Annotated in this window: 19 protein-coding genes and 2 tRNA genes; 6 read left to right on the top strand and 15 right to left on the bottom strand. The window is 39.7% G+C overall.

All coding sequences use genetic code 11. The features are described 5' to 3' along the window. Positions 1–173: 173 nt before the first annotated feature. The 14 genes from AC27JR_RS08500 to AC27JR_RS08435 form a co-directional block, all read right to left on the bottom strand. The gene (locus tag AC27JR_RS08500; RefSeq protein ID WP_487173325.1) at positions 174–2,504 is read right to left on the bottom strand and encodes an efflux RND transporter permease subunit; all 2,331 of its coding nucleotides are present in this window, start codon (positions 2,502–2,504) and stop codon (positions 174–176) included. Next, positions 2,504–3,499, bottom strand: coding sequence for a WD40/YVTN/BNR-like repeat-containing protein (locus AC27JR_RS08495; protein WP_487173324.1), 996 nt, complete (start codon positions 3,497–3,499; stop codon positions 2,504–2,506). The genes AC27JR_RS08500 and AC27JR_RS08495 overlap by 1 nt, the downstream gene beginning before the upstream one ends. 124 nt (positions 3,500–3,623) lie before the next feature. Further along, the gene (locus AC27JR_RS08490) at positions 3,624–4,988 is read right to left on the bottom strand and encodes a DUF1329 domain-containing protein (protein ID WP_010390152.1); all 1,365 of its coding nucleotides are present in this window, start codon (positions 4,986–4,988) and stop codon (positions 3,624–3,626) included. A 13-nt stretch (positions 4,989–5,001) separates the two neighbouring features. Next, positions 5,002–7,098, bottom strand: coding sequence for a DUF1302 domain-containing protein (locus tag AC27JR_RS08485; protein ID WP_487173323.1), 2,097 nt, complete (start codon positions 7,096–7,098; stop codon positions 5,002–5,004). A 253-nt stretch (positions 7,099–7,351) separates the two neighbouring features. Continuing rightward, positions 7,352–7,573, bottom strand: a complete 222-nt coding sequence (locus tag AC27JR_RS08480) for a DUF2835 domain-containing protein (RefSeq protein ID WP_010390154.1) — start codon at positions 7,571–7,573, stop codon at positions 7,352–7,354. A 3-nt stretch (positions 7,574–7,576) separates the two neighbouring features. Further along, the gene (gene pepN / locus AC27JR_RS08475; protein WP_487173322.1) at positions 7,577–10,171 is read right to left on the bottom strand and encodes an aminopeptidase N; all 2,595 of its coding nucleotides are present in this window, start codon (positions 10,169–10,171) and stop codon (positions 7,577–7,579) included. Positions 10,172–10,221: 50 nt separating this feature from the next. Further along, a complete protein-coding gene (gene nhaC / locus AC27JR_RS08470) occupies positions 10,222–11,706 on the bottom strand; it encodes a Na+/H+ antiporter NhaC (RefSeq protein WP_076918645.1) in 1,485 nt (494 codons plus the stop codon). 158 nt (positions 11,707–11,864) lie between these two features. Then, positions 11,865–13,889, bottom strand: coding sequence for a carboxy terminal-processing peptidase (gene prc, locus AC27JR_RS08465; RefSeq protein ID WP_487173321.1), 2,025 nt, complete (start codon positions 13,887–13,889; stop codon positions 11,865–11,867). A 26-nt stretch (positions 13,890–13,915) separates the two neighbouring features. Then, entirely contained in the window at positions 13,916–14,554 is a 639-nt protein-coding gene (gene proQ / locus AC27JR_RS08460; protein ID WP_487173320.1) for an RNA chaperone ProQ, read from the bottom strand. A 16-nt stretch (positions 14,555–14,570) separates the two neighbouring features. Further along, positions 14,571–14,849 (bottom strand): hypothetical protein, encoded by a 279-nt coding sequence (locus AC27JR_RS08455; RefSeq protein WP_076918642.1) that lies wholly within the window; start codon positions 14,847–14,849, stop codon positions 14,571–14,573. Continuing rightward, on the bottom strand, positions 14,849–15,307 hold the full coding sequence (locus AC27JR_RS08450) for a GAF domain-containing protein (RefSeq protein WP_033103380.1): 459 nt from the start codon (positions 15,305–15,307) through the stop codon (positions 14,849–14,851). Before AC27JR_RS08450 ends, AC27JR_RS08455 begins: the two co-directional genes overlap by 1 nt. A gap of 128 nt (positions 15,308–15,435) precedes the next feature. Continuing rightward, positions 15,436–15,816, bottom strand: coding sequence for a hypothetical protein (locus AC27JR_RS08445; RefSeq protein WP_487173319.1), 381 nt, complete (start codon positions 15,814–15,816; stop codon positions 15,436–15,438). A 172-nt stretch (positions 15,817–15,988) separates the two neighbouring features. After that, positions 15,989–16,079, bottom strand: a tRNA-Ser gene (locus tag AC27JR_RS08440). A gap of 51 nt (positions 16,080–16,130) precedes the next feature. Then, positions 16,131–16,221, bottom strand: a tRNA-Ser gene (locus tag AC27JR_RS08435). Between the two features lie 252 nt (positions 16,222–16,473). Between AC27JR_RS08435 and AC27JR_RS08430 the strand changes: the two genes are divergently transcribed. The 6 genes from AC27JR_RS08430 to AC27JR_RS08405 are packed head-to-tail and all read left to right on the top strand — an operon-like array spanning position 16,474 to position 19,162. Continuing rightward, on the top strand, positions 16,474–17,139 hold the full coding sequence (locus tag AC27JR_RS08430) for a Bax inhibitor-1/YccA family protein (protein ID WP_008112034.1): 666 nt from the start codon (positions 16,474–16,476) through the stop codon (positions 17,137–17,139). 55 nt (positions 17,140–17,194) lie between these two features. Beyond that, complete coding sequence (gene tusD / locus AC27JR_RS08425; protein ID WP_076918641.1) at positions 17,195–17,548, top strand: sulfurtransferase complex subunit TusD; 354 nt, start codon at positions 17,195–17,197, stop codon at positions 17,546–17,548. Beyond that, complete coding sequence (gene tusC, locus AC27JR_RS08420; RefSeq protein WP_464708653.1) at positions 17,545–17,901, top strand: sulfurtransferase complex subunit TusC; 357 nt, start codon at positions 17,545–17,547, stop codon at positions 17,899–17,901. Before tusD ends, tusC begins: the two co-directional genes overlap by 4 nt. Continuing rightward, positions 17,898–18,164, top strand: coding sequence for a DsrH/TusB family sulfur metabolism protein (locus AC27JR_RS08415; RefSeq protein ID WP_487173318.1), 267 nt, complete (start codon positions 17,898–17,900; stop codon positions 18,162–18,164). The genes tusC and AC27JR_RS08415 overlap by 4 nt, the downstream gene beginning before the upstream one ends. Positions 18,165–18,167: 3 nt before the next feature. Then, positions 18,168–18,497: a TusE/DsrC/DsvC family sulfur relay protein gene (locus AC27JR_RS08410; RefSeq protein WP_131691099.1), complete on the top strand. Its 330-nt coding sequence runs from the start codon at positions 18,168–18,170 to the stop codon at positions 18,495–18,497. Next, a complete protein-coding gene (locus AC27JR_RS08405) occupies positions 18,497–19,162 on the top strand; it encodes a pseudouridine synthase (RefSeq protein ID WP_487173317.1) in 666 nt (221 codons plus the stop codon). The genes AC27JR_RS08410 and AC27JR_RS08405 overlap by 1 nt, the downstream gene beginning before the upstream one ends. Positions 19,163–19,441: 279 nt before the next feature. Here AC27JR_RS08405 and AC27JR_RS08400 read toward each other — a convergent pair whose 3' ends face one another. Then, positions 19,442–20,716 carry a sensor domain-containing diguanylate cyclase gene (locus AC27JR_RS08400; protein ID WP_487173316.1) on the bottom strand — a complete coding sequence of 425 codons (1,275 nt, stop codon included), beginning with the start codon at positions 20,714–20,716 and terminating at the stop codon, positions 19,442–19,444. Between the last annotated feature and the right edge of the window lie 263 nt (positions 20,717–20,979).

Below are 20,979 nucleotides of genomic sequence, written 5' to 3'. Positions count from 1 at the left end.
TTTAGCAGAATATTTGTACAGCCATTTATTAGCGTGGAGTCAGCTAAATTCTAACCCTTTTGAAACTAATAAACAGCCTTTTCGATGAAAACATTTTAAGCATTTCAGCTATTTGGTCATCTATTCACAAAATATAGATATAAATGGCCATTACTGGCCATTTTGGAGCAAATTTATTCACCTTCTTTTTTCTGGTCAGTCCAGAGTAAGCTACCAATTGCAGGTAAAAGTAACACTGCGCCTAACATATTTACTAAAAACATAAAGGTAAGCAGAATTCCCATATCAACTTGGAACTTCAAATCAGAAAAAATCCACGTACTTACACCAATTGCTAACGTAATACCGGTAAATAACACCGCACTACCACGTTCAACTAATGCATTACGATAAGCAATACTCAACGGCACGTTTTGTTTTAACTGCCCCATCATCGATGACAAAATATAAATACCGTAATCAACACCAATACCTACACCCAAAGCAATTACTGGTAAAGTTGAAACAGTTAAACCAATTTCAAGCTGCACCATAAGCGCCTGTGCAAGGGTTGACACTATGTATAAGGGTAACACCACCGCAATAGTTGCTTTTACGCTCTTAAAGCTAAGTAGACATAAAATAATTACTGCACCGTAAACATAGAGCATCATAGGGATTTGCGCGGCTGAAACAGACTCGTTAGTTGCAGCCATTACGCCTACTGGGCCTGATGCTAATTTGAAAGCAAGTTTTTCTGTGCCCTCTTCAACAGCAAATTGTTTTACTTTTGCAATCACGTTATCAATAGTTTGTGCTTTGTGATCGTCTAAAAATATGATCACTGGCATTACTGAACAATCGCCATTGAGTAAGCCAGTGCTTGTTTCAACTCGAGAGGTTGATTGCACTAAACTGGCAGAATTGCGCGGCAAACTTTGCCATTTTAAATTACCCTCGTTATAACCGGCATTAACCGACTGAGCCACTGAACTTAGGCTCACAGCAGATTGTACACCGGCTAAATTTTCAACTTTATATTGAAAACGCGATATACGCTCCATTATATCATGTTCAGTACACGCTGCAGGGTAAGCCTCTACAATGACTTTAAGAATATCAGATGAAATTGTGTATTTGTCCGATATTAAGAAAGTATCTTGGTTGTAACGTGCATCTTGGTGCAAGGATGGTGCTCCCGCATGTAAATCACCAATACGCATTTTATCTGCTTGCCAATAGCCCAGTGCGAATAAAACCAGCGTGAAACCAATAATGATTTTTGCTGTTTTTGGGTCGGTTGCTTTAACTAACAAATCGCGCATAGCATCAAGTATATTCGGTTTGTTGGCATCACCTGATTGAATATGGATGCTGTTTTCAAAGCGCATATATGATGCCCACACTGGCAACAAAATCAGATTAGTAAATATAATCACCGCCACCCCTAAACTCGCAGTAATAGCAAGTTCACGAATAATACCGATGTCAATGGTTAAGAGGGTTAAAAAGCCGACCGTATCCGATAACAGCGCAATCCCACCAGGTACGAGTAAAGCTCTAAAGCTTGATTGACAACATACTGATGTAGTTTTGCCCTCTGCAACCTTTTTGCCAATCGCATTAATCATTTGCACACCATGGCTCACACCAATAGCAAAAACTAAAAACGGCACTAAAATAGACATAGGATCAAGGCCAAAGCCTAAACTAGAGAGCAGTCCTAACTGCCAAATTACAGCAATAATAGAACACACAATCGGTAAAATAGTGAGCTTTAAGCTGCCACAAAATAGCCATACCATGACGAATGTAAACGCAATCGCGATGGCAAAAAATAAAACAACCCCTTTTGCACCTTCGGCGATGTCGCCGGCCATTTTTGCAAAGCCGATAATATGAATACTTATATCGTCTGTACTGAGCGGCTCACGGATTTCGCTTTCTAACTTCTTTGCAAACGCGAGAGTGTCTAATTTTTCTTGTGTTTGCGGGTCGGTTTCTAATAGTTGCGCAGTCACCATGGCACACGAATAATCGCTTGCTATCATACGACCGACTACTTTGGCCTTTTCAATGTTTTCTTTTACAACGCCTAAGCCCTGCTTGTCTGCTTTAAAGTTGGCTGGAATGATAGGTCCGCCAGCAAAGCCGTCTTCAACAACTTCAACAAAACGAGCACTGGGTGAAAAAATAGAATTTACTAAAGGACGATTTACCCCTGGAATAAAATAAAGCTGATCATGAACTGCTTTTAATTGGGTAAAAAATTCAGGGTTGAAAATATCACCACTGTCGTCACATACTGAAATTAAAATACTATTAGCACCACCAAACTGTTTTTCATGCTTGGTGTAAACCTTCATGTATTCATGATTAAGCGGGATATTTTTATTAAATGACGCATCAAGCTGAATGTGTGTGGCTTTAAATACCAATAAACAGGTGATCAACACAAAACTTATAAGTACCACTAAGCGGTGTCTAAAAATCGCTTTTTCTAAAAAATCTAAAATTGCTTGCATTAAGGGGTCAACTCCTTCACTTTAATGCCGTTTTCTGTTGCCAGGATAAGTCTATCTTTTACAATCACGCCATCAAGAATCGCTTTACCATCAGCCAATTGCTCGTATGAAAGCACATCATCCTTAAGATGAAAAATAACACCGCTATTAGCCAATAATAGCCATTGTTTATCGTTATAATTAATGATGCTGTTTACAGTAGCTGTTTTATCATTGTCTAAGTGCTGCCACTGCCCGCTGTTAGCCTCATTAACAAAAATATTACCGCGTAGTCCAGCTACAATATCTCTTGATGAATCTGATGCAAAACCAAAAAATGAACCAGGGTAAATTTCATCCAAACGTTGCCATGTTTGACCGTCGTCATCACTTTTTGCCATTAACCCCATCTCACCCACTAGCATTAAACCACTGCTAGTCGGTTCTATGCGGTTAAAATGAGGCAAAATAGACGAGGTTTCTATTTCATAACCTTCAGGATCTGTTTGTTTTAAATCATTTAAATAATCTCTATCTTCACTAAATAATAGCGAATCTAAAAAACGTTTTTGCCAATTTTTTCCGCCATCAGTTGTTTGATAAAACATACCATAGGCACCAACCGCATAGCCATGTAAGTCATCTTTAAAATAAATATCTAAACAGGGTTTATCTAAGCTCGGTTTTGCTTGTTGTAATTGCCAATTTTCACCACCATCGGTGGTATTGATAATTGTGGCGTCATGTCCACATGCCCAGCCATTAGAATCGTTGGTAAATTCAACCGCTGTTAATAATACTTGTGTAGGTACCGATTGCGCTTGTTGCCAGTCACTACCATCAACACTTTTAATCACTGTCCCGTGTTTACCCACAGCAATAAGCCCGGCTGAGGTTTGGGTAATATCGGTAAGGAGTGTTTTATCTGCATTAATTGCGCTAATCGCACTTTGAGGTGCGTCTTGTGCAAAACTCGCACCGCTTAGGATCAGGCTGGCATAGACCAAATACTTCATAAATTAAATTCGCCTTGAACTGAGGATTTGTTTGTCTGTTATAAGGAGGAAAACCTGTGCGTTAATAGACAAACGCGATGTGAAACAAAAAAGGCACCTAGGAAACTAGGTGCCAGCTTTTATACTATCTGCCTGCGCGGCGTAAAGCGCTCGATGTAAACTCATTGTCATTGAATGACTGAGAAAAATCATACATCTTTTCTTGGTTATCTAAACCAATGGCTAAGTAGCGACGTGAGTTAAGATCGTGATACACCTCAAGTGTACTCCACTGCGTCGGTACTTCGTAATAGTTAAGGCCATAAGCCATGGCTACACGATAAAGTTGATCACGATTATCGTAAATATCGGTAACATGCACTTGCCAGCTATCTTCATCGATATAGAACACACGTTTTTTATAAATATGACGGGTGTCATCTTTCAAGTTCGCTTCAACAACCCACACACGGTGTTTTTCGTAACGAGTGTGTTCTGGGTTAATGTGTCCAGGCTTTAAAATATCGTCATAAGTTAGCTTGTCGCTGTGAAGCTTGTAGCTATTGTATGGGATATAAAGCTCTTGCTTACCCTTTAGCGTCCAGTTATAACGATTTGGTGAACCATTAAACATATCAAAGTCATCGGTTGTACGTAAGCTATCTGCTGCTGTACCCGGTGCATCATAGGCAACATTAGGCGCACGACGAACACGACGTTGACCCGAGTTGTAAGTCCACGCTTGACGCGGCGTTAAAATTTGATCCATGGTTTCATGCACCAATAACGCGGTACCTGCTAAACGAGCAGGCTCAGTTACTTGCTGTTTAAACTTAAACAAGATATTAGAGTCTTGAAGTTCAGCCGGGGTAGCACTTGGATCAGAATATTTAACTAGTAACTGCTCATCAAAACCAACATAGTTATATGAACCCGATGCAGTCGGTGCTGCCTGACCGCCAAAACGCTCAATTGATTGACCACGGTAGCGCAGTAAATGGTTCCAAATTGCTTCTAAACCCGTTTTAGGGATTGGAAATGGAATACCAATAGCGGTGCTTTTAATACCATTTCCGCCTTCAACTAATTCAGCAGACGTTGCAAACTTTTTAGTTGCATCGTACACAAATTGTGGAAAAGACGCAGAACGGCGTGTTTCATACACTGGCATTTTAAACGTATCTGGGTACGCTTCAAATAATGCTATTTGCCCTGGGCTTAGGTTTTCTTTGTATTTATCAATATTACTTTTATCAATAGTGAATAATACTTTATCGGTTGCATAAGGGTCTAAGTGGTGCATACCCGGCTCATAACCTGCTGGTGCAGCAGTAATACCGCCATTCCATGCTGGGATTGAGCCATCAGCATTCGCTGCTTTTTCTGCGCCAATTGGGCTTAAGTCTTTACCAAGGCGCGCAGCTTCTTCTGGACTAATTTTAGCCAGCGCTGCGTGACTTGCAAACAAACTACAAAACGCTGTAGCAATGAGGGTAGGTTTTTTAATCATAATAATGTTACCCCTAGATAGAATATTTTAAGTTAAAAGAAACGTAATCTCGGTCAGAGAAAGTGTTGGTGTCGCCACCACCCCAAAATGAGTTGTAACTTACATCCAAAGACCATGCATTTTGGTAATTAAAGCTCATGGTAGCACCTAGCGACTTACGATCTTCAATGAATAAGAACATTGGATCCGGCGTATTACCATTTACATCATGCGAAAATACAAAACGTGGTGAAAAGTTAATACCGTTGTAAAGGTTAAAGTAGTCACCTTTAGCAATTAGGCGATAGCCCCACGATGAAGCCGTAGCAAACGATTTTTGCTCAGGGCCATTTGATAACGCCATGTGTAATGCAGAGTAATCTGAACTACCTGGGCCTTGCATGATACCGCTTCGACCAGTACCAGACACATTCAAACGCATTTCATCGTATTCAGGCATATTGTTGATACGAACACCACCAATTTCACCCACCACAGCCCAACTATCAGCACCTAATGACGGGCCAAATAAATGCGTTGCCGTAAACTGTAATTGTGATGTATTGCGCTCAATATAACCTTTGGCTAATTCACCAGGGCCGACAACACTTGCAGCATCACCTTTACTCATTTGCGAAATACCTGCAAACTCAGGACGTAAACCCGCAATAGCTAATTGTTCAGGCATTGCTGCATAAAGTAATTCTACGTCATCGATTTGTAGCGGTTCGTCTTCACGAAAAGTAAACTCACCAGCAAACGCTGTTTCACCAAGTGAAGTGTTAAAGCTTAAACCGTAAAGTTTAATATCTTCAGGGTACTCGTTAGTTGCCTTAGCAAATGCTTTTAAATCAGATACGTTATCAGAGGTAATTTCTGTGGTAGCAATCATCGCTAAATCTTGTTGTATTGATGCTTGCGTGAAGTTAGATACGCGACCTGAAATAAGTGGACGACGGCTATGGTAATTTACATGGTAAAGTGCCACTTCTGTATCGTTCCACTCGGGTAAGAACATGCCTAAACGTAAACCATATTGGCCGCCATCATCTGGCTCTGTTTTGCCATCGTAGCCTTTGCCTTTCAGCGCGACCTTGGTCGGGTACGCTAAGTACATATTTGCCAGTAACTGCTGTCCAGCTGCGCTTGATGGGTCAATACCTTGGCTCGCAGCCACTTGGCCATATGTTGCCATCAGGTTATTTAAGCTATTTGTTAAAAACGCTAAATCGATATCAGGGTTTGAGGTAAAGCCTAGCTGTACGTTTTGTTGGTAACCGTTTTCTGCAGCAAAATCATTGGTAGAAAAATAAGTCCCTGCTGCTGGTAGGCGGGTTTCATGCCATTGATACTGATAAAAACCTTCTAAGGTCATATTTTCAGTAAGCCCTAGCGATGCCCATAACATACCAACCGGAATAAACGCTTCTTTTAGTTCAGCACCCGGTGCTTTTAAACGGTCAATATCCACCGGATTTACGTTAATACCATGAGAAATTAACGTACTTTCACCCCAGTTTACTACTTGTTGACCCAAGCGAATTGACAACGGATTATAACCATCGTTTAAATCAAAGTTGGCCCATACGTAGGCATCAAGTAAACGAAGGTCGGCACAGCTTTGCTCTTTTGTATCATCGTCGTCACAAGGGTCTACGCCTTGCCCTGATGTTGGATTAACATAAGCACGATCGCCGTCCATTAATTCAAAATCATAAAAATACATAAAACGGGTAAATAAACCGTAGTTATCTTTACTTATTGAAAGGTCATGCGTGCCCTTTAATAGTTTGGAGAATGACTCGCCGCTATTAAAGTTTAAATCACCGGCATCGCCATTGTTCGAGTAAGAGCCTGGTTGTGCCCAGACGTCTTGAGAAGTGTATATCGTATTGAGTGCTGGGTTATAGCCAGTCCAATCGAAAGATGGGTTATTACTTTTACCTATAATGCTAAAGTCACGGTCTTCAACACGAATACTTTGGCCATAAGAAAATGTAGAATCGAAGGCGACATCAAAACCGCCTACCTCAAATGTTGCAGCCTGTGTCTGTGCTGCAGATAACCCCATAGCCGCAGCTGTTAAGCCGAGTACTATTTTATTTTTAACAAAAAGCGATCTTCTTATCATTTTGGTTCCCCCCTGTCGCGGGTAATTTTTGTGTGATCAAGTTATTGTTTTTAGTGTAATCGTAACGATAGAAGCGAATTAAACAAATTACAAATGGTCGCCTTCAATCAGTTATAAGTTTTTTATTTGTTTAACGTTTACGTATTGGTAAGACGTCATACCAGATAATTTATACACGTAAATTAACAATAGAACAAATCGAAATTAACAAAAAGGCAATATTTGTGTATATCTATATCATAAAAAACAACAGCTAGGCTACTCGTTCGAGACGGATGAACTTGTTTTCATTACTTAAAATAAGTCTAAATCGACCTCGGATCCCTAAACTCGAAATAAAAGGTCGAAGATAATGAGCGGAAAAACGAATTGTTTTACCGCTATCAGCTGTCACTTGGATTGAGCTATACCGCCCATGGTAATAATCCATGCACTTTGTATAGCTCAAATTCATACTAAAATAGTGTTCTATCATGATTTATTGTAAGGCTTTCTCGACCTTTTCAAATAGGTCGTCGCTTAACCCCTCTAAATTAGCTAATCGCTCTAATTGAGCTCTCATTGCAGTTGCACGCGTTTCATCATAACGACGCCACGACATAAACGGCGTTAACATACGAGATGCATTTTGCGGGTTAATCGCATTGAGCTTTATTAATAAATCGCCAAGTAATGTATAGCCCTTGCCATCTAAACGATGAAACTGTGCAGTATTAAAATGAGAAAAACTACCCACTAGTGCACGTACTCGGTTTGGATTTGAAAAATCAAAACAAGGGTGTGTATACAAAGCCTTTATTTTCTCAATAGCATCATCAGCAGAGTTCATTGCTTGCAGGGCAAACCACTTATCCATTACTAATACATCATGTCGCCATTGAGCGTCGAAATGCTCGAGTAATTTATCAGACAATGGATGTGCTGCTTTAACCACACTGCTCAATGCGCCGAGTACATTGGTCATATTTGTTGATGATGCAGCCTGCTCAATTAAATTTGCCGCATCAACACCGTCGGTTTTTGCCAAATAATGTAGGCACAGTTGTTTCAGCGCACGTATTGCTACCGCTTGCGCACTAACACTGCCATCATCGGTAATGGCTTGGTAACAGCTTAAAAATTCTCTGTGCAATTGCGTGGCAATTTGCTGTTCAAATAACTCAATATTAGCCGTTATTTGATCTACCGGTATTATTTCAAATTCAGCAGCTAAGGTATCAAAACTTGGCAACTTCAACAGTTCAGCAACCAGTGCTAAATCGCCCTCACGCTGAGATAACAATCCACGTAGTGCATCAATCACCTCCTCACTCAAAGGGGTCTTACTTGCTGAAGTAACATTGGCTTTAAGAGCGTTAATAAATAACTGCTGTTGTGCATCCCAGCGTGAAAAATCGCTACGCGCAAAACGCATAATATGTAATAAATCCGCTTCACTAATAGATTGATTTAAAATACATGGAGCTGAAAAATCTTCGAGCAATACAGCGGTTGGGTTGCTGTGAATATTATCAAAGTGAAATGTTTGCGAACTTTGCGTTACATCCAGCACATGATCAAGCTGCTTGCCTTGGTACTGTAATGCAATACTCTGCCCTTGAGAGTCTAAAAGCTCAATAGCAAAAGGAATATGTAACATTGCATTGTCAGGCTGATTCGCTGGTGCAAGCTGCTCTACGCTAAGCGAGAATGTTTTCGAAGCTTCATCATACTTTTTAGTTACGTTCAGGCGAGGTGTACCACAATGGTTATACCAACGCTTAAATTGTGATAAATCAATTGATGATGCATCACTCATTGCCGCAACAAAGTCATCGCAGGTAACCGCCTGCCCGTCATGGCGTTCAAAGTACAAAGCCATGCCTTTTTGAAAGTTTTCCTCACCCAACAATGTATGCATCATACGAATAACTTCAGCCCCTTTGTCATACACAGTAACGGTGTAAAAGTTATTCATTTCAATCACTTTTTCTGGACGTATTGGGTGAGCCATAGGGCCGGCATCTTCGCTAAATTGATGAGTGCGCATCACTTTTACCGCGTCAATTCTATTTAGCGCACGAGAGCCTAAGTCACTGCTAAACTCTTGATCTCTAAATACCGTTAAACCTTCTTTTAAAGACAGCTGAAACCAATCACGACAAGTTACACGATTTCCTGTCCAGTTATGAAAGTACTCGTGGCCAACAATAGACTCAATAGTATGATAATCTTTGTCGGTTGCCGTCTCTTGATTCGCCAACACACATTTGCTGTTGAAAATATTTAACCCTTTATTTTCCATTGCTCCCATATTGAAGAAATCAACGGCAACAATCATATAAATATCAAGGTCATACTCTAAATTAAAACGTGACTCATCCCAAGCCATCGCTTTTTTAAGCGACGTCATAGCATGCTCTGTTTTAGGTAAGTTTCCTTTATCGACAAATAACGCTAGGGTTACATCCTTACCACTGCGGGTAGTGTATTTATCGTGTAAAACATCAAAGTCCCCTGCCACTAAAGCAAACAAGTAACTTGGCTTTTTGAATGGGTCTTGCCATTTTACAAAATGACGTCCATCTTGCGTTTCACCGCTATCAACCTGGTTACCATTGGAGAGTAAATGCGCAAATGTCGTATCTGCAATTATGGTGACATCAAAAGTCGAAAGGACATCAGGACGATCCATATAGTAGGTTATTTTTCTAAACCCTTGCGCTTCACATTGAGTACAGTATGCCCCACCCGATAAGTATAAACCTTCAAGTGAAGTATTGGTTTGCGGTGATGTTTGCGTCACTATGCTTAGCTGACATTCATTAGGTAGATTATTAATGATTAATTGCTGATTTATAATTTTATAATCTGTGAGTTCTGCACCCTCTACCGACAAAGAGATCAAAGTTAAGTCTATGCCATCTAATACCAGTGGCGCATTTAAATCGCCAACGCGCTTAAGCGTTAATAAAGCATTTACCTGAGTTTTTAATGGCTGTAAATCAAATGTCAGCTCAGTGTGTTCGATTGAAAAATGAGGGGCTTGGTAGTCTTTTAGGTATTCTGCTTGAGGTTTTTGTAGTTCAGTCATGTTCACTCCAAAAAAATAGCCCCTTTTAATGATAAAAGGAGCTACTTAAATTAAGCCGTTTGTTTAGGTTTGATACGCAATATCTTAATACCTAAGTAAGCGTAAATAACAGCTAAGAAAGGATTTATAAGGTTAAAGAAAGCATAAAGCGCATAATCAAACGGGTTGATTAACAGCACACTTTGCATATACGCACCACAGGTGTTCCAGGGTATGAGCGGGCTGGTGATTGTGCCACCATCCTCTAGCGTACGTGATAAGTTAACAGGCTTTAAACCACGCTTTTTATATTCTTCTTTAAACATCCGCCCAGGTACCACAATGGCAATATACTGATCGGCAGCAATAATATTGGTACCAATACACGTTGCAATAGTAGAGGCGATAAGAGAGCCGGTGCTTTTTGCTATTTTTAAAATACTTTTAACAAAGATATCAAGTAGTCCGGTTTTTTCCATAATCGCACCAAACATGAGTGCAGTCATGATCAACCATGTCGTGGTTAGCATGCCAGACATGCCGCCGCCACTCAGTAACGAGTCCATTTTTGCATCGCCCGTGTTAATCGTGAAGCCATCAAAAAAGGTGGTCCAAACCAGTTTAAAGTAACCCACAAACTCGCCCTGAGTCATGTCTATTTGGCTAGCAATTAAGTCCGATTGAAATAACATAGCCCACACTGCGCCGATCACAGCACCAATTGAAATAGCCGGAAACGCTGGCATTTTTCGAATCGCGAGCACAAGTAATACAATTAACGGCACCAACATTTCTAAGCCAATATTAAAGTTTTGCTGAAGAATTGCAGTTATTTGATCTATTTGACCCGACTCACCCGCCGCTGTAGCGTTAAAACCCATGAAAACAAAGATAATTAAAGCAATCACAAAGCTTGGAACCGTTGTCCAAAGCATGTGATGAATATGTTCAAACAAATCAGCACCGGCAACGGCTGGGGCTAAATTAGTTGTTTCTGATAGTGGGCTAAGCTTATCGCCAAAATAAGCGCCTGATATTACGGCGCCAGCGGTAACTGTCGGCTCTAAACCAAGCCCAGAAGCTACACCAAGTAACGCGACACCTATAGTCGCTGCTGTAGTCCATGAACTACCAATACTCATTGCTACAATGCCACAAATTAAACAACTCGCGGCGTAAAACCAGCTAGGATTAATAATTTGTAGGCCGTAATAAATTAACGTTGGTACGGTTCCTGATAATAGCCAGGTTCCGATTAATGCCCCTACCATGAGTAAGATCAAAATTGCACTAAGAGATAAGGTGATCCCCTCAATCATTGCATCTTCTAATTTTTTCCAGGTGTAGCCATTTTTTAAACCAATTAATGCCGCAGCGAATGTTGCAAACAACAAGGCAATTTGATTTGGTCCTGACGATGAGTCATCACCAAATAAGTACACAGCGGCACCTAATAAACAAATTAATACAGTAATTGGAATGAGTGCATCAAGAAACGAGGCACTTTTAAGTGGTTTTTCTTCAATTGGCTTCAAAATATAGACTCCTACACACATTCGATGCATGTTGATTATTTTTATTAGCACGTACGCGCATTTATTGAGCATGCTTGATCTAGCTCAACTTTTGGTAATCGGCAATTATAACAATTTAGCAAATTATCGATAGTAAAAAAGGCGCCTTGGCGCCTTTTTTTTACTGAATGAAGCCTATGTTAGCGCTTAGCTACGCGACCATATTTAATATAATCTTGTGTAATAAGTGCTGCCTCTTCAAGAAACGGATCAAGCTCTTCAATTACCTCAGGCACGTCATCTAAATTTTCTAAAGGTTGTTTGCCTAAACGCTTTAAACGCTCGTTAGTGCGTGCTAATGCTCGCGCTTCATTTTCTTCTTTTTCTTTAATACGTTTTTTCTCGACTAAAGAAATTGTTTTACGATCTTTTTCTTCGTTGTAACGAGCAATATCTTCAAACACATAATTAAATTCAGGTTCGGTTTTAATGCGCTCATTATGCTGTTTTTCCAGCACACTAATAACAGGATTTAAACGCCCTATTTGCTTATACTGCGCTTGTACTATGCTATCCCATGGTAATGCATTATCTTGTTTACTTTCACCCCATTCTGCAGGATCAATAGCCGATGGGAAGGTAATGTCTGGGATCACCCCTTTATGCTGCGTACTACCGCCATTAATGCGGTAAAACTTTGCAATCGTATATTGCACACTACCTAAAGGATTATCGTATAAGTCATAAGCACGCGCTAAACCTTTATGCTGTTGCACGGTACCTTTACCAAAGGTTTGCTCACCAATAATAACGGCTCGACCATAGTCTTGCATTGCTGCGGCAAAGATTTCAGACGCTGATGCACTGTATCTATCAACAAGCACTGTCAGCGGGCCATCATAATAGGTAATGCCGTCACGATCTTTTTGTTCTTCAATACGGTTGTTTAAGGTATGAATTTGTACTACTGGACCTTGGTCAAAAAACAGGCCAGATAGCTGAGTCGCTTCATACAAAGAACCACCGCCATTTTGGCGTAAGTCAATAATAATGCCGTCAACATTTTGTTCTTTGAGTTTAGCCAGCTCAACTTTTACATCTTTAGATAAGTTGTTGTAAAAACCTGGTATTTCTATTACACCAATTTTGCTGGTTAAATCAGAATAGCTGGCTTCAAAGACTTCTGATTTGGCAGCTCTGTCTTCAAGACGAATTTTATCACGAATAATTTCAACCACTTTTGGCGTACCGTGCGCATCTGCACCTTTAAGGTATTGCAAACGTACTTTAGTGCCTTTGGGGCCTTTTATTAAATCAACCACATCATCTAAACGCCAGCCAATTACATCAACAAATTCTTCGCTATCTTGAGCCACACCAATAATGCGATCATCAGCTTTTATTTGCTCAGATTTATCTGCTGGGCCACCAGGTACTAAACTGCGAATTACCGTGTAGTCCTCATCAGGGGTTAACACCGCCCCAATGCCTTCAAGTTCGAGATCCATATCCATTTTGAACTGTTCTGCACGACGTGGAGATAAGTATGAAGTATGTGCTTCAATACTACGTGCAAGTGAATTCATTACAATTTGAAATGCATCTTCAGATTTTGATTGTACAAGACGCTTCTCTGCGTTTTTATAACGCTTAGTCAACACGTCTTTTATGCCAGGCCAATCTTTACCTGTCATTTTTAAACGTAATGCATCATATTTCACTCGCTCGCGCCAAATTTCATCTAACTCAGCTTGCGTAGTCGCCCATGGTGCATCTTCACGGTCGTAAAAGTATTCGTCTTCTTTGTCAAACGTCATTTCATTTTCAAGTAACGAAAGCGAAAATTCATAACGTTCAAAACGACGTTTAAGGCTTAAGTTGAAAATATCAAACGTAAACCCTAACTTGCCACTAATTAGCGCGTTATCAAAACGCTCACGATATTGCTCAAATGAGTCAATATCGCTTTTTAAAAACACGCTTTTATTAAAATCAAGGGATTCGATATAACGATCAAACACTTTACTTGAAAGCTCATCGTTAAATCGAACAGGTGTGTAGTGCGAACGAGTAAATAGGTTAGCCACTCGTTTACTGGCTGTACCGTGCTGACTTTCTTGCTTTAGCAAAGGTAAGTCTTCTAATGTTACCGGCTCTACTGCAGCAAATAATGAACCTGAAAACAGTGCAGCAACTAACGGAATGAGCGTAAACTTTTTACTCATACACAACTCCTTAATTTTTTCGCAACTTAAATAATGTATAAGCTGTCGGCTTTGGTTTTTACTTGCATACCTGTCACTAATTCAACGTGAACATCGTCTTTGTTTACTTCAGTGATTACTGCATTAACAAGTGCTTGGCCAAGTTTAACCTTAACCTTGTTATTAACCTTGACCTCGCCTGCAGGCAAAGGTTCAACTTTTCCTGAACGCTTAGGTGCAGCGGCTTTTGCAGGTTTTGCTGCAGTCGATGAGTTTTTAGCCGGGTGAGCTGGTTTCTTTTTGAAAGATTTTGCATCTGAATCTTGACGAGGGCGTTGCTGCTTTTTGCGTTTTGCCATTTTGGCGCGGCTTTCTTCCAACGCTTTTTGTGCGTGGTCGATATGCTCTTGCTCAACTTTTTCGCCTTGATTTCCGTCAAGATCGATTCTAAATTCAGATTTAGTAACAGCTTCAAGGTAGCGCCAGTTAGATGTGTATTTTCTAAGTGCTTGACGAACTTGTGTCTTACTTACTTTCTCAGACCCTTCAATGCGCTCAGCGATATCTTTAAAAATACCAACTTTGAGCGGCTGAATGCCCTCTTTTTGTTTAAAACATTGTGGAAATTCTTGGTATAAGAACTCCAATACTTCATTAATATCTTTTAGCTTGTTTGTGGTTTCCATTTTAGAACCTATTTAATCACATCTTTTCATCAAGGGCAGAATCAACATAGTGAATACTCCAATCGACTAACTCTTCAAAGTCAGCTTCGATTACAGCCATATCACCACGTAAATGTTCCCAAATACCATTTATAATTTCATCAATTGAATCACAGTCTAAATCATCAGGTAGACGATCCCATGCCATGTGAATCAAATCATTGAGCGTTTCCGCTACATGTTCTTCATCCCCTTCCCAATCACCAACATCTTGAACGGCAAAAAGGTAATCTTGAACATTTAGCAAATCTTTCATTACAGGCTAGCCTCTAAGCATTTTACAAGTGCTTCAAGCCCTGCTTGGTCATCAGTATCAAATCGGCCGATACTTGGGCTATCTATATCTAGCACCGCAAATACAGATCCGTTTTTCATGATAGGTACAACTATCTCAGAATTTGATGCTGCATCACAGGCTATATGACCGTCAAAAGCATGCACATCTGAAATTAACTGGGTTTGCTCGGTTGCCGCAGCAGTGCCACATACCCCTTTCCCTACTGGAATACGAATACAAGCTGGATTGCCTTGAAATGGACCAAGTACCAATTCTGTGGGTGAATCCATAAAATAAAAGCCCGCCCAATTCACATCTTCCAAAGAGGTAAATAACAGCGCGCTTATATTTGCCATATTGGCAATTATGTTTGATTCACCGCCTATCAGCGATTCAGTTTGCTTAACTAATGACTGGTAAAAATCGTGCTTTTGCATACCAAACTACTTCTTATTAAACATACAGTAGCTAAAGGTACTCTTTGTCACTAAAAATTGAAACCTTTTGCGGGTAAAAAAAAGGAAATTACATGGTTTTACGACGCACTTGATTAAATATTCTGCAATTAACTTTGTACCGATTTACGTAGACCGAATAAAAACAGCCCAGCAGCAAACCCTGACATCACACTATTGATTAAAAATATCTCACCTGTGGTGGCGCTCAGTAGGTAACTAAAAATAGCCCCGCCTAGCAAGCCTAGTGTTAATACACCAGAATAATTGACCTTAGAATATTTAAACATAAGTAAATAACAAGGCACAACAAACGCGGCCATGGTTAAGCCTACTATGTGCGCGTTAGCAATAGCCGTCATTAATAACCCTAAAAAAATAGAGACGGCATCACCACGCATTGTCAATGCATAGTAAATCCCTAACATACTGCCAATAATAACAGGAGATAATAATGAAAGTGCGACGCTTTTTGCGAGTTGATGTTTCATTGTAAGATCCTTAACACAAACGTAAATCTTTAATTTCTTAGCATGCACTAACCGCTGTAGCTTATAAATAGAGACTATGGTCGTATTTTTTAACTAAATATACTTGGCTTTGAAAAAGGTATAGCGAAAATGAGGCACAAAAAAGCCCGCAAAAAGCGGGCTTATCTGATAATGGTGGAGAGATAGGGATTTGAACCCTAGAGGGGCTATAAACCCCTGCCGGTTTTCAAGACCGGTGCATTCGACCACTCTGCCATCTCTCCGAAAGTGCATAAATTACAAGTAAGAGTGTACTCGTAATTATTTTAATTAGGTGGTGGAGAGATAGGGATTTGAACCCTAGAGGGGCTATAAACCCCTGCCGGTTTTCAAGACCGGTGCATTCGACCACTCTGCCATCTCTCCGCACGGCCTGAATAATAGGGAAACCCATGGGCTTTGTGAAGCTTTTTTTTCATTTATTTGTTCAAGTGATTAAAAAACAACTAATTTGTTTAAACATAAAGCAATAAGAGTAAATCCTAACCGGCGAATGAACTTTTATTTGAATTTAGTTGTCTATTGATCTACAAAGGTTTGCCCAAACATATAAGAGTTGGTAATCTAATTTTAGTTAAATTACAGGAACTACTTAGTTTCACTTACAGGAGCTCTACAATGGCGTTTAATCAATCGTACAATACTGCAAAGCCGGTAATGTCGACCATTGAAACAAACAAGGTGCTTAAAAACACTTATTTTTTACTTGCAATGACACTTGCATTTAGTGCAGTCACTGCCGGTATTTCAATGGCACTGCAATTACCTTATTTTATGGGACTTGTATTTACACTTGTCTCATTTGGTCTGCTTTTTGTTGTTAACAAAAAAGCAGATACAGCATCTGGCGTATTTTGGGTGTTCGCGTTTACAGGATTAATGGGCGCAGGTTTAGGCCCACTACTTAATCACTACGCACAATTACCTAATGGCCCGATGCTAATTATGCAAGCGCTAGGTTCTACGGCGTTAATTTTCTTTGGTTTATCTGCTTATGCACTTAACACTAAAAAAGACTTCTCATTCATGGGTGGTTTTTTAACTGTCGGTTTAATTGTGGTTATTGTGGCAAGTATTGTAAATATTTTCCTAGGTAGCTCGTTAATGTTTATGGTACTAAACGCAGCAGTGGTATTAATTATGTCTGGCCTGATTTTGTTCGACACAAGCAGAATCATTAATGGTGGCGAAACAAATTATATCCGTGCAACCGTATCTTTATACCTAAGTGTATATAACCTATTTACGTCATTACTTGCCTTACTTGGCGCAAATAATGACTAATTAAATAGTTCTGTTAAAATAGCCCCTTTATTGGGGCTTTTTTATTGGAATAGTTTTGGCACGCTTTGTACTTTCTTTACATACTCCACCATCAGATCACGATACCACACAACGTATTGTTAAATTTGCTCATGCCTGCCTAGCGCAAGGACATAGCGTTGATGCGTTATTCTTATACCAAGATGGTATTTATCACGCTTCAACTCATTTTGAGCTCGCCTCAGATGAGTTAAACCCTCCCTCACTTTGGCATCAGCTCGCAGAAAAAAACATAAAGCTTATGCTATGCGTTACTGCGGCTGAAAAGCGTGGCTTAGACATAAAAAATACTGGCGAATTTGCTGTGGCAGGTTTAGCTGAATTTGCCATGCTGGCCAGTGAAGCGGATAAATGGATACAATTTAAATGATTAATGTACTCGTAATTAGTCAATCAAGCCCATTTGATGACATGCACATCCGCGATGCACTTGATATGACCCTTATTTTTGCTGCCGTTGATCAAAATATTAGCTGGTTGTTTAGTGGTCCAGCCGTGTTAGCGCTGAAAAGAAACCAAAATCCAAATACCTTAGGCATCAAAGATTTTTTCAAAAACATTAAAACGTTAGAAATTTATGATGTTGAAAATATTTACGTCTGTGAGAAATCACTGATTGATTATGGTTTAAGTAAGAGTGAACTGCTCATTGAAGCAAACATAGTAAACTTTAACGCCCAAAAACAGCTAATTCACAATCAGCAGCATGTGGTGACCCTATGAGCACTTTACATATTTTTTCAAAACCACTGAATTACTACAGTACCCACAGCTTAGACAACCTGATTATGCTCACAGACAGTGTGCTACTCGTGGGTGATGCTTGCTTTGCGAAAGAGCAATACAGACAATTTGCTGACTCACTTTATATTTTAAAAGATGATGCAGACGCTCGCGATATATCTTTAAATTTGAATGATAAAGCAATTAGCTATGATGAGTTCGTTGCGCTTAGTTTATCATCTAAACAATCAATTACTTGGTGATCCATGCTGGAATTTAATAATCAAACAATAGACACTGATAAGCAAGGTTACCTGCTAGATCATACTAAGTGGTCAAAAGAGTTAGCCAATGTTATTGCAGAACAAGAAAACATTACGTTAACTGAGCAACATTGGGAAGTTGTGAATTTTGTGCGCGCGTTTTATCTTGAATACAACACCAGCCCAGCCATTAGAATGTTAGTCAAAGCCATGGCTAAAGCACTTGGTGAAGATAAAGGCAACAGCATGTACTTATACAAGCTTTTTCCTAAAGGGCCGGCCAAACAAGCGACGAAAATAGCGGGTTTACCTAAACCTGCACGGTGTATTTAATGAAACACAAACCTGAACATTCGCCCTCTTCAAAGGGCAAACGCAATACAGGTCGTACTTATTCTCGAACTGGTATTAATAAAAGTACAGTAAAAAGGCCAATAAAGCCGCCAGTAGCGCAAAGTGATAAAAAAGTCATTATATTTAATAAACCCTATGATGTGCTTTGTCAGTTTACTGACGATCAAAATAGACAAACATTAGCTGATTTTATTCCCATAAAGGATGTTTACGCAGCAGGTCGTTTAGATAGAGACAGCGAAGGCTTGTTGTTATTAACAAACTGCGGCAAGTTACAAAACACGCTCACAGCGCCTGGTAAAAAAACCAACAAAACTTATTGGGTTCAAGTCGAGGGGATCCCAACACAAGCATCTATTGATGCTTTAAATAAAGGTGTTGAACTCAAAGATGGCATCACCTTGCCCGCTAAGGTAACTTTAATGGATGAACCAACACTTTGGCCTCGCACACCGCCGGTACGAGAACGTAAATCAATACCAACCTCATGGTTGAGTATAACTATTAACGAAGGTAGAAACCGTCAAGTTAGACGAATGACAGCTCATGTTGGCCACCCTACTTTGCGTTTAATTCGCTACAGTATCGGTAAATACACGCTTGAGGGAATAAATAGCGGCGAATTCAAAGAAATTGATGATTAACCATCAACTTGCGTTGGGGTCTGTTGACCTTTCAAGGTTAAATTTTCAGCAGTCTGTTTGGTATTTAGGCAAGGCAGAGCCTATGAGGTGTTGTTATTCCCCATAAATAGGCGATAACGCAGCATCAATGCCAAACAAGCGCTGCCCGAAGGGTTCTGCCTAGGGGCGATTTACTCTTTGTTGCTCGGCTTTTACTTAGCCCACTAGGTCACAAACCTCGCGCCGCGATTAAACCGCCCCTAGTTTGAACAAATTTTAATCCGCAAAGGTCAACAGACCCTAATTATCTGTAGCTAAAGCAATACAATTTCTTCCTTGTTTTTTCGCGTAATAAAGTGCGCTGTCTGCTTGTTTAAAAAATTGCGCATGATCACTATAGTGGTCATGCTCTATGGTATTTATCCCCATACTGACAGACAATAGTCCTGTGAAGCTGTCTTTGTGGGGAATGGCCAATTTTTCAATCGACTTTTGTATTTGTTCCGCGATAAATAATGCTCCTTGCTTACCCGTTTGCGGTAACAGCACGACAAACTCTTCGCCTCCATATCGGGCTACAAAATCTTCAGGTCGACAGACAGTTTCAGCTAGTTTTTGCGCCACTTGAAATAAACATTTGTCTCCTTCGAGGTGACCATAACGGTCGTTATACTTTTTAAAATTATCAATATCTATAATGATCATCGACAGTTCAGCGTTGTCGCTTGGTAGCTTGTCAAATTCAGACGTTAGTTTTTCATCAAAGCGTCGTCTGTTGGCTATTTTTGTAAGTGAGTCTAAAAATGCCATATCACTGAGTATTTCTTGGGTTTTTAAACGCTCAGTGGCATCATTGAATATAGCAATGAATTCCCCTTCAACACTGATACCAGAGACTTGCATCACAATTTCACTACCATCTTTGCAGGAAATTCTGTAATCATTAGCAGGAATATCATCATTATTTAGATTGGCTTGATCAAGTGACTTTTGCCATAACGTTTGTGCAAATGTTCTGTAATCTTTTTCAGGGTAGGCCAATTTCCACCATACATTGAGATTTGGAACATCTTGTAACGTGTAACCAAATACATCAACAAACCGTTGGTTAACTTTTAAAATATCACCGGTTACCATACAAACATCACACACAGGTAAGGGTAAAATAGTAAATAACCGCGCATAGTGGCTTAACTCATGTTTACGCATAGGATGCTGGGTAGTGCTAATAACGTTGAAGTCTTGCTCTTTGTTTTCACTTTCAAACAATGCATTCATAGAAGCAACAAAATGCCACTCTACCCACCATTTTTCTAATTGGTTTAAAATTGCTTTTTGTGAAGATTTTAAAGAGCCTAATGAAGATTCTATAAGCCTAAACAGCTCAACAATCGGATTAGGTTCTTGGTAAAGATAGGGAACTGGCACAGTAATAATGTCATAAAATAATTTATAAGCTGATTCTTTTAATTGCTGTAGTGAATAATCGTCTTCAAAAGTGAGATCGGACACTGTTTTTTCAGACGCATCAAGCACAAACGACTTAACCAAATGTGATTGCGAGGCGTAGTTCATATATTCATTCCATTGATTATATTTTAGTTTATTTATGTATCTGTATACTACTTAAGATATGGTAGGTAATCTAAAATGTAAAGTTTTGTTAATGAAGAATATTGCTGCGCAATTAAACACGACAAAAACAACTTATAAAGTATGAGGCCGCCAATAAAAACCATCCCTTTTCACTAGTCAAAAAACGAGTTAATTAAACACCAATCTATTTATTGCTCGCCATTGAGTGTAAAAAGTTACAACAAAATCTATTCAATCCCCCA

The organism is Pseudoalteromonas sp. NH0006-26 (assembly GCF_057552415.1).
This window is presented reverse-complemented; position numbering and strand designations above follow the sequence as displayed.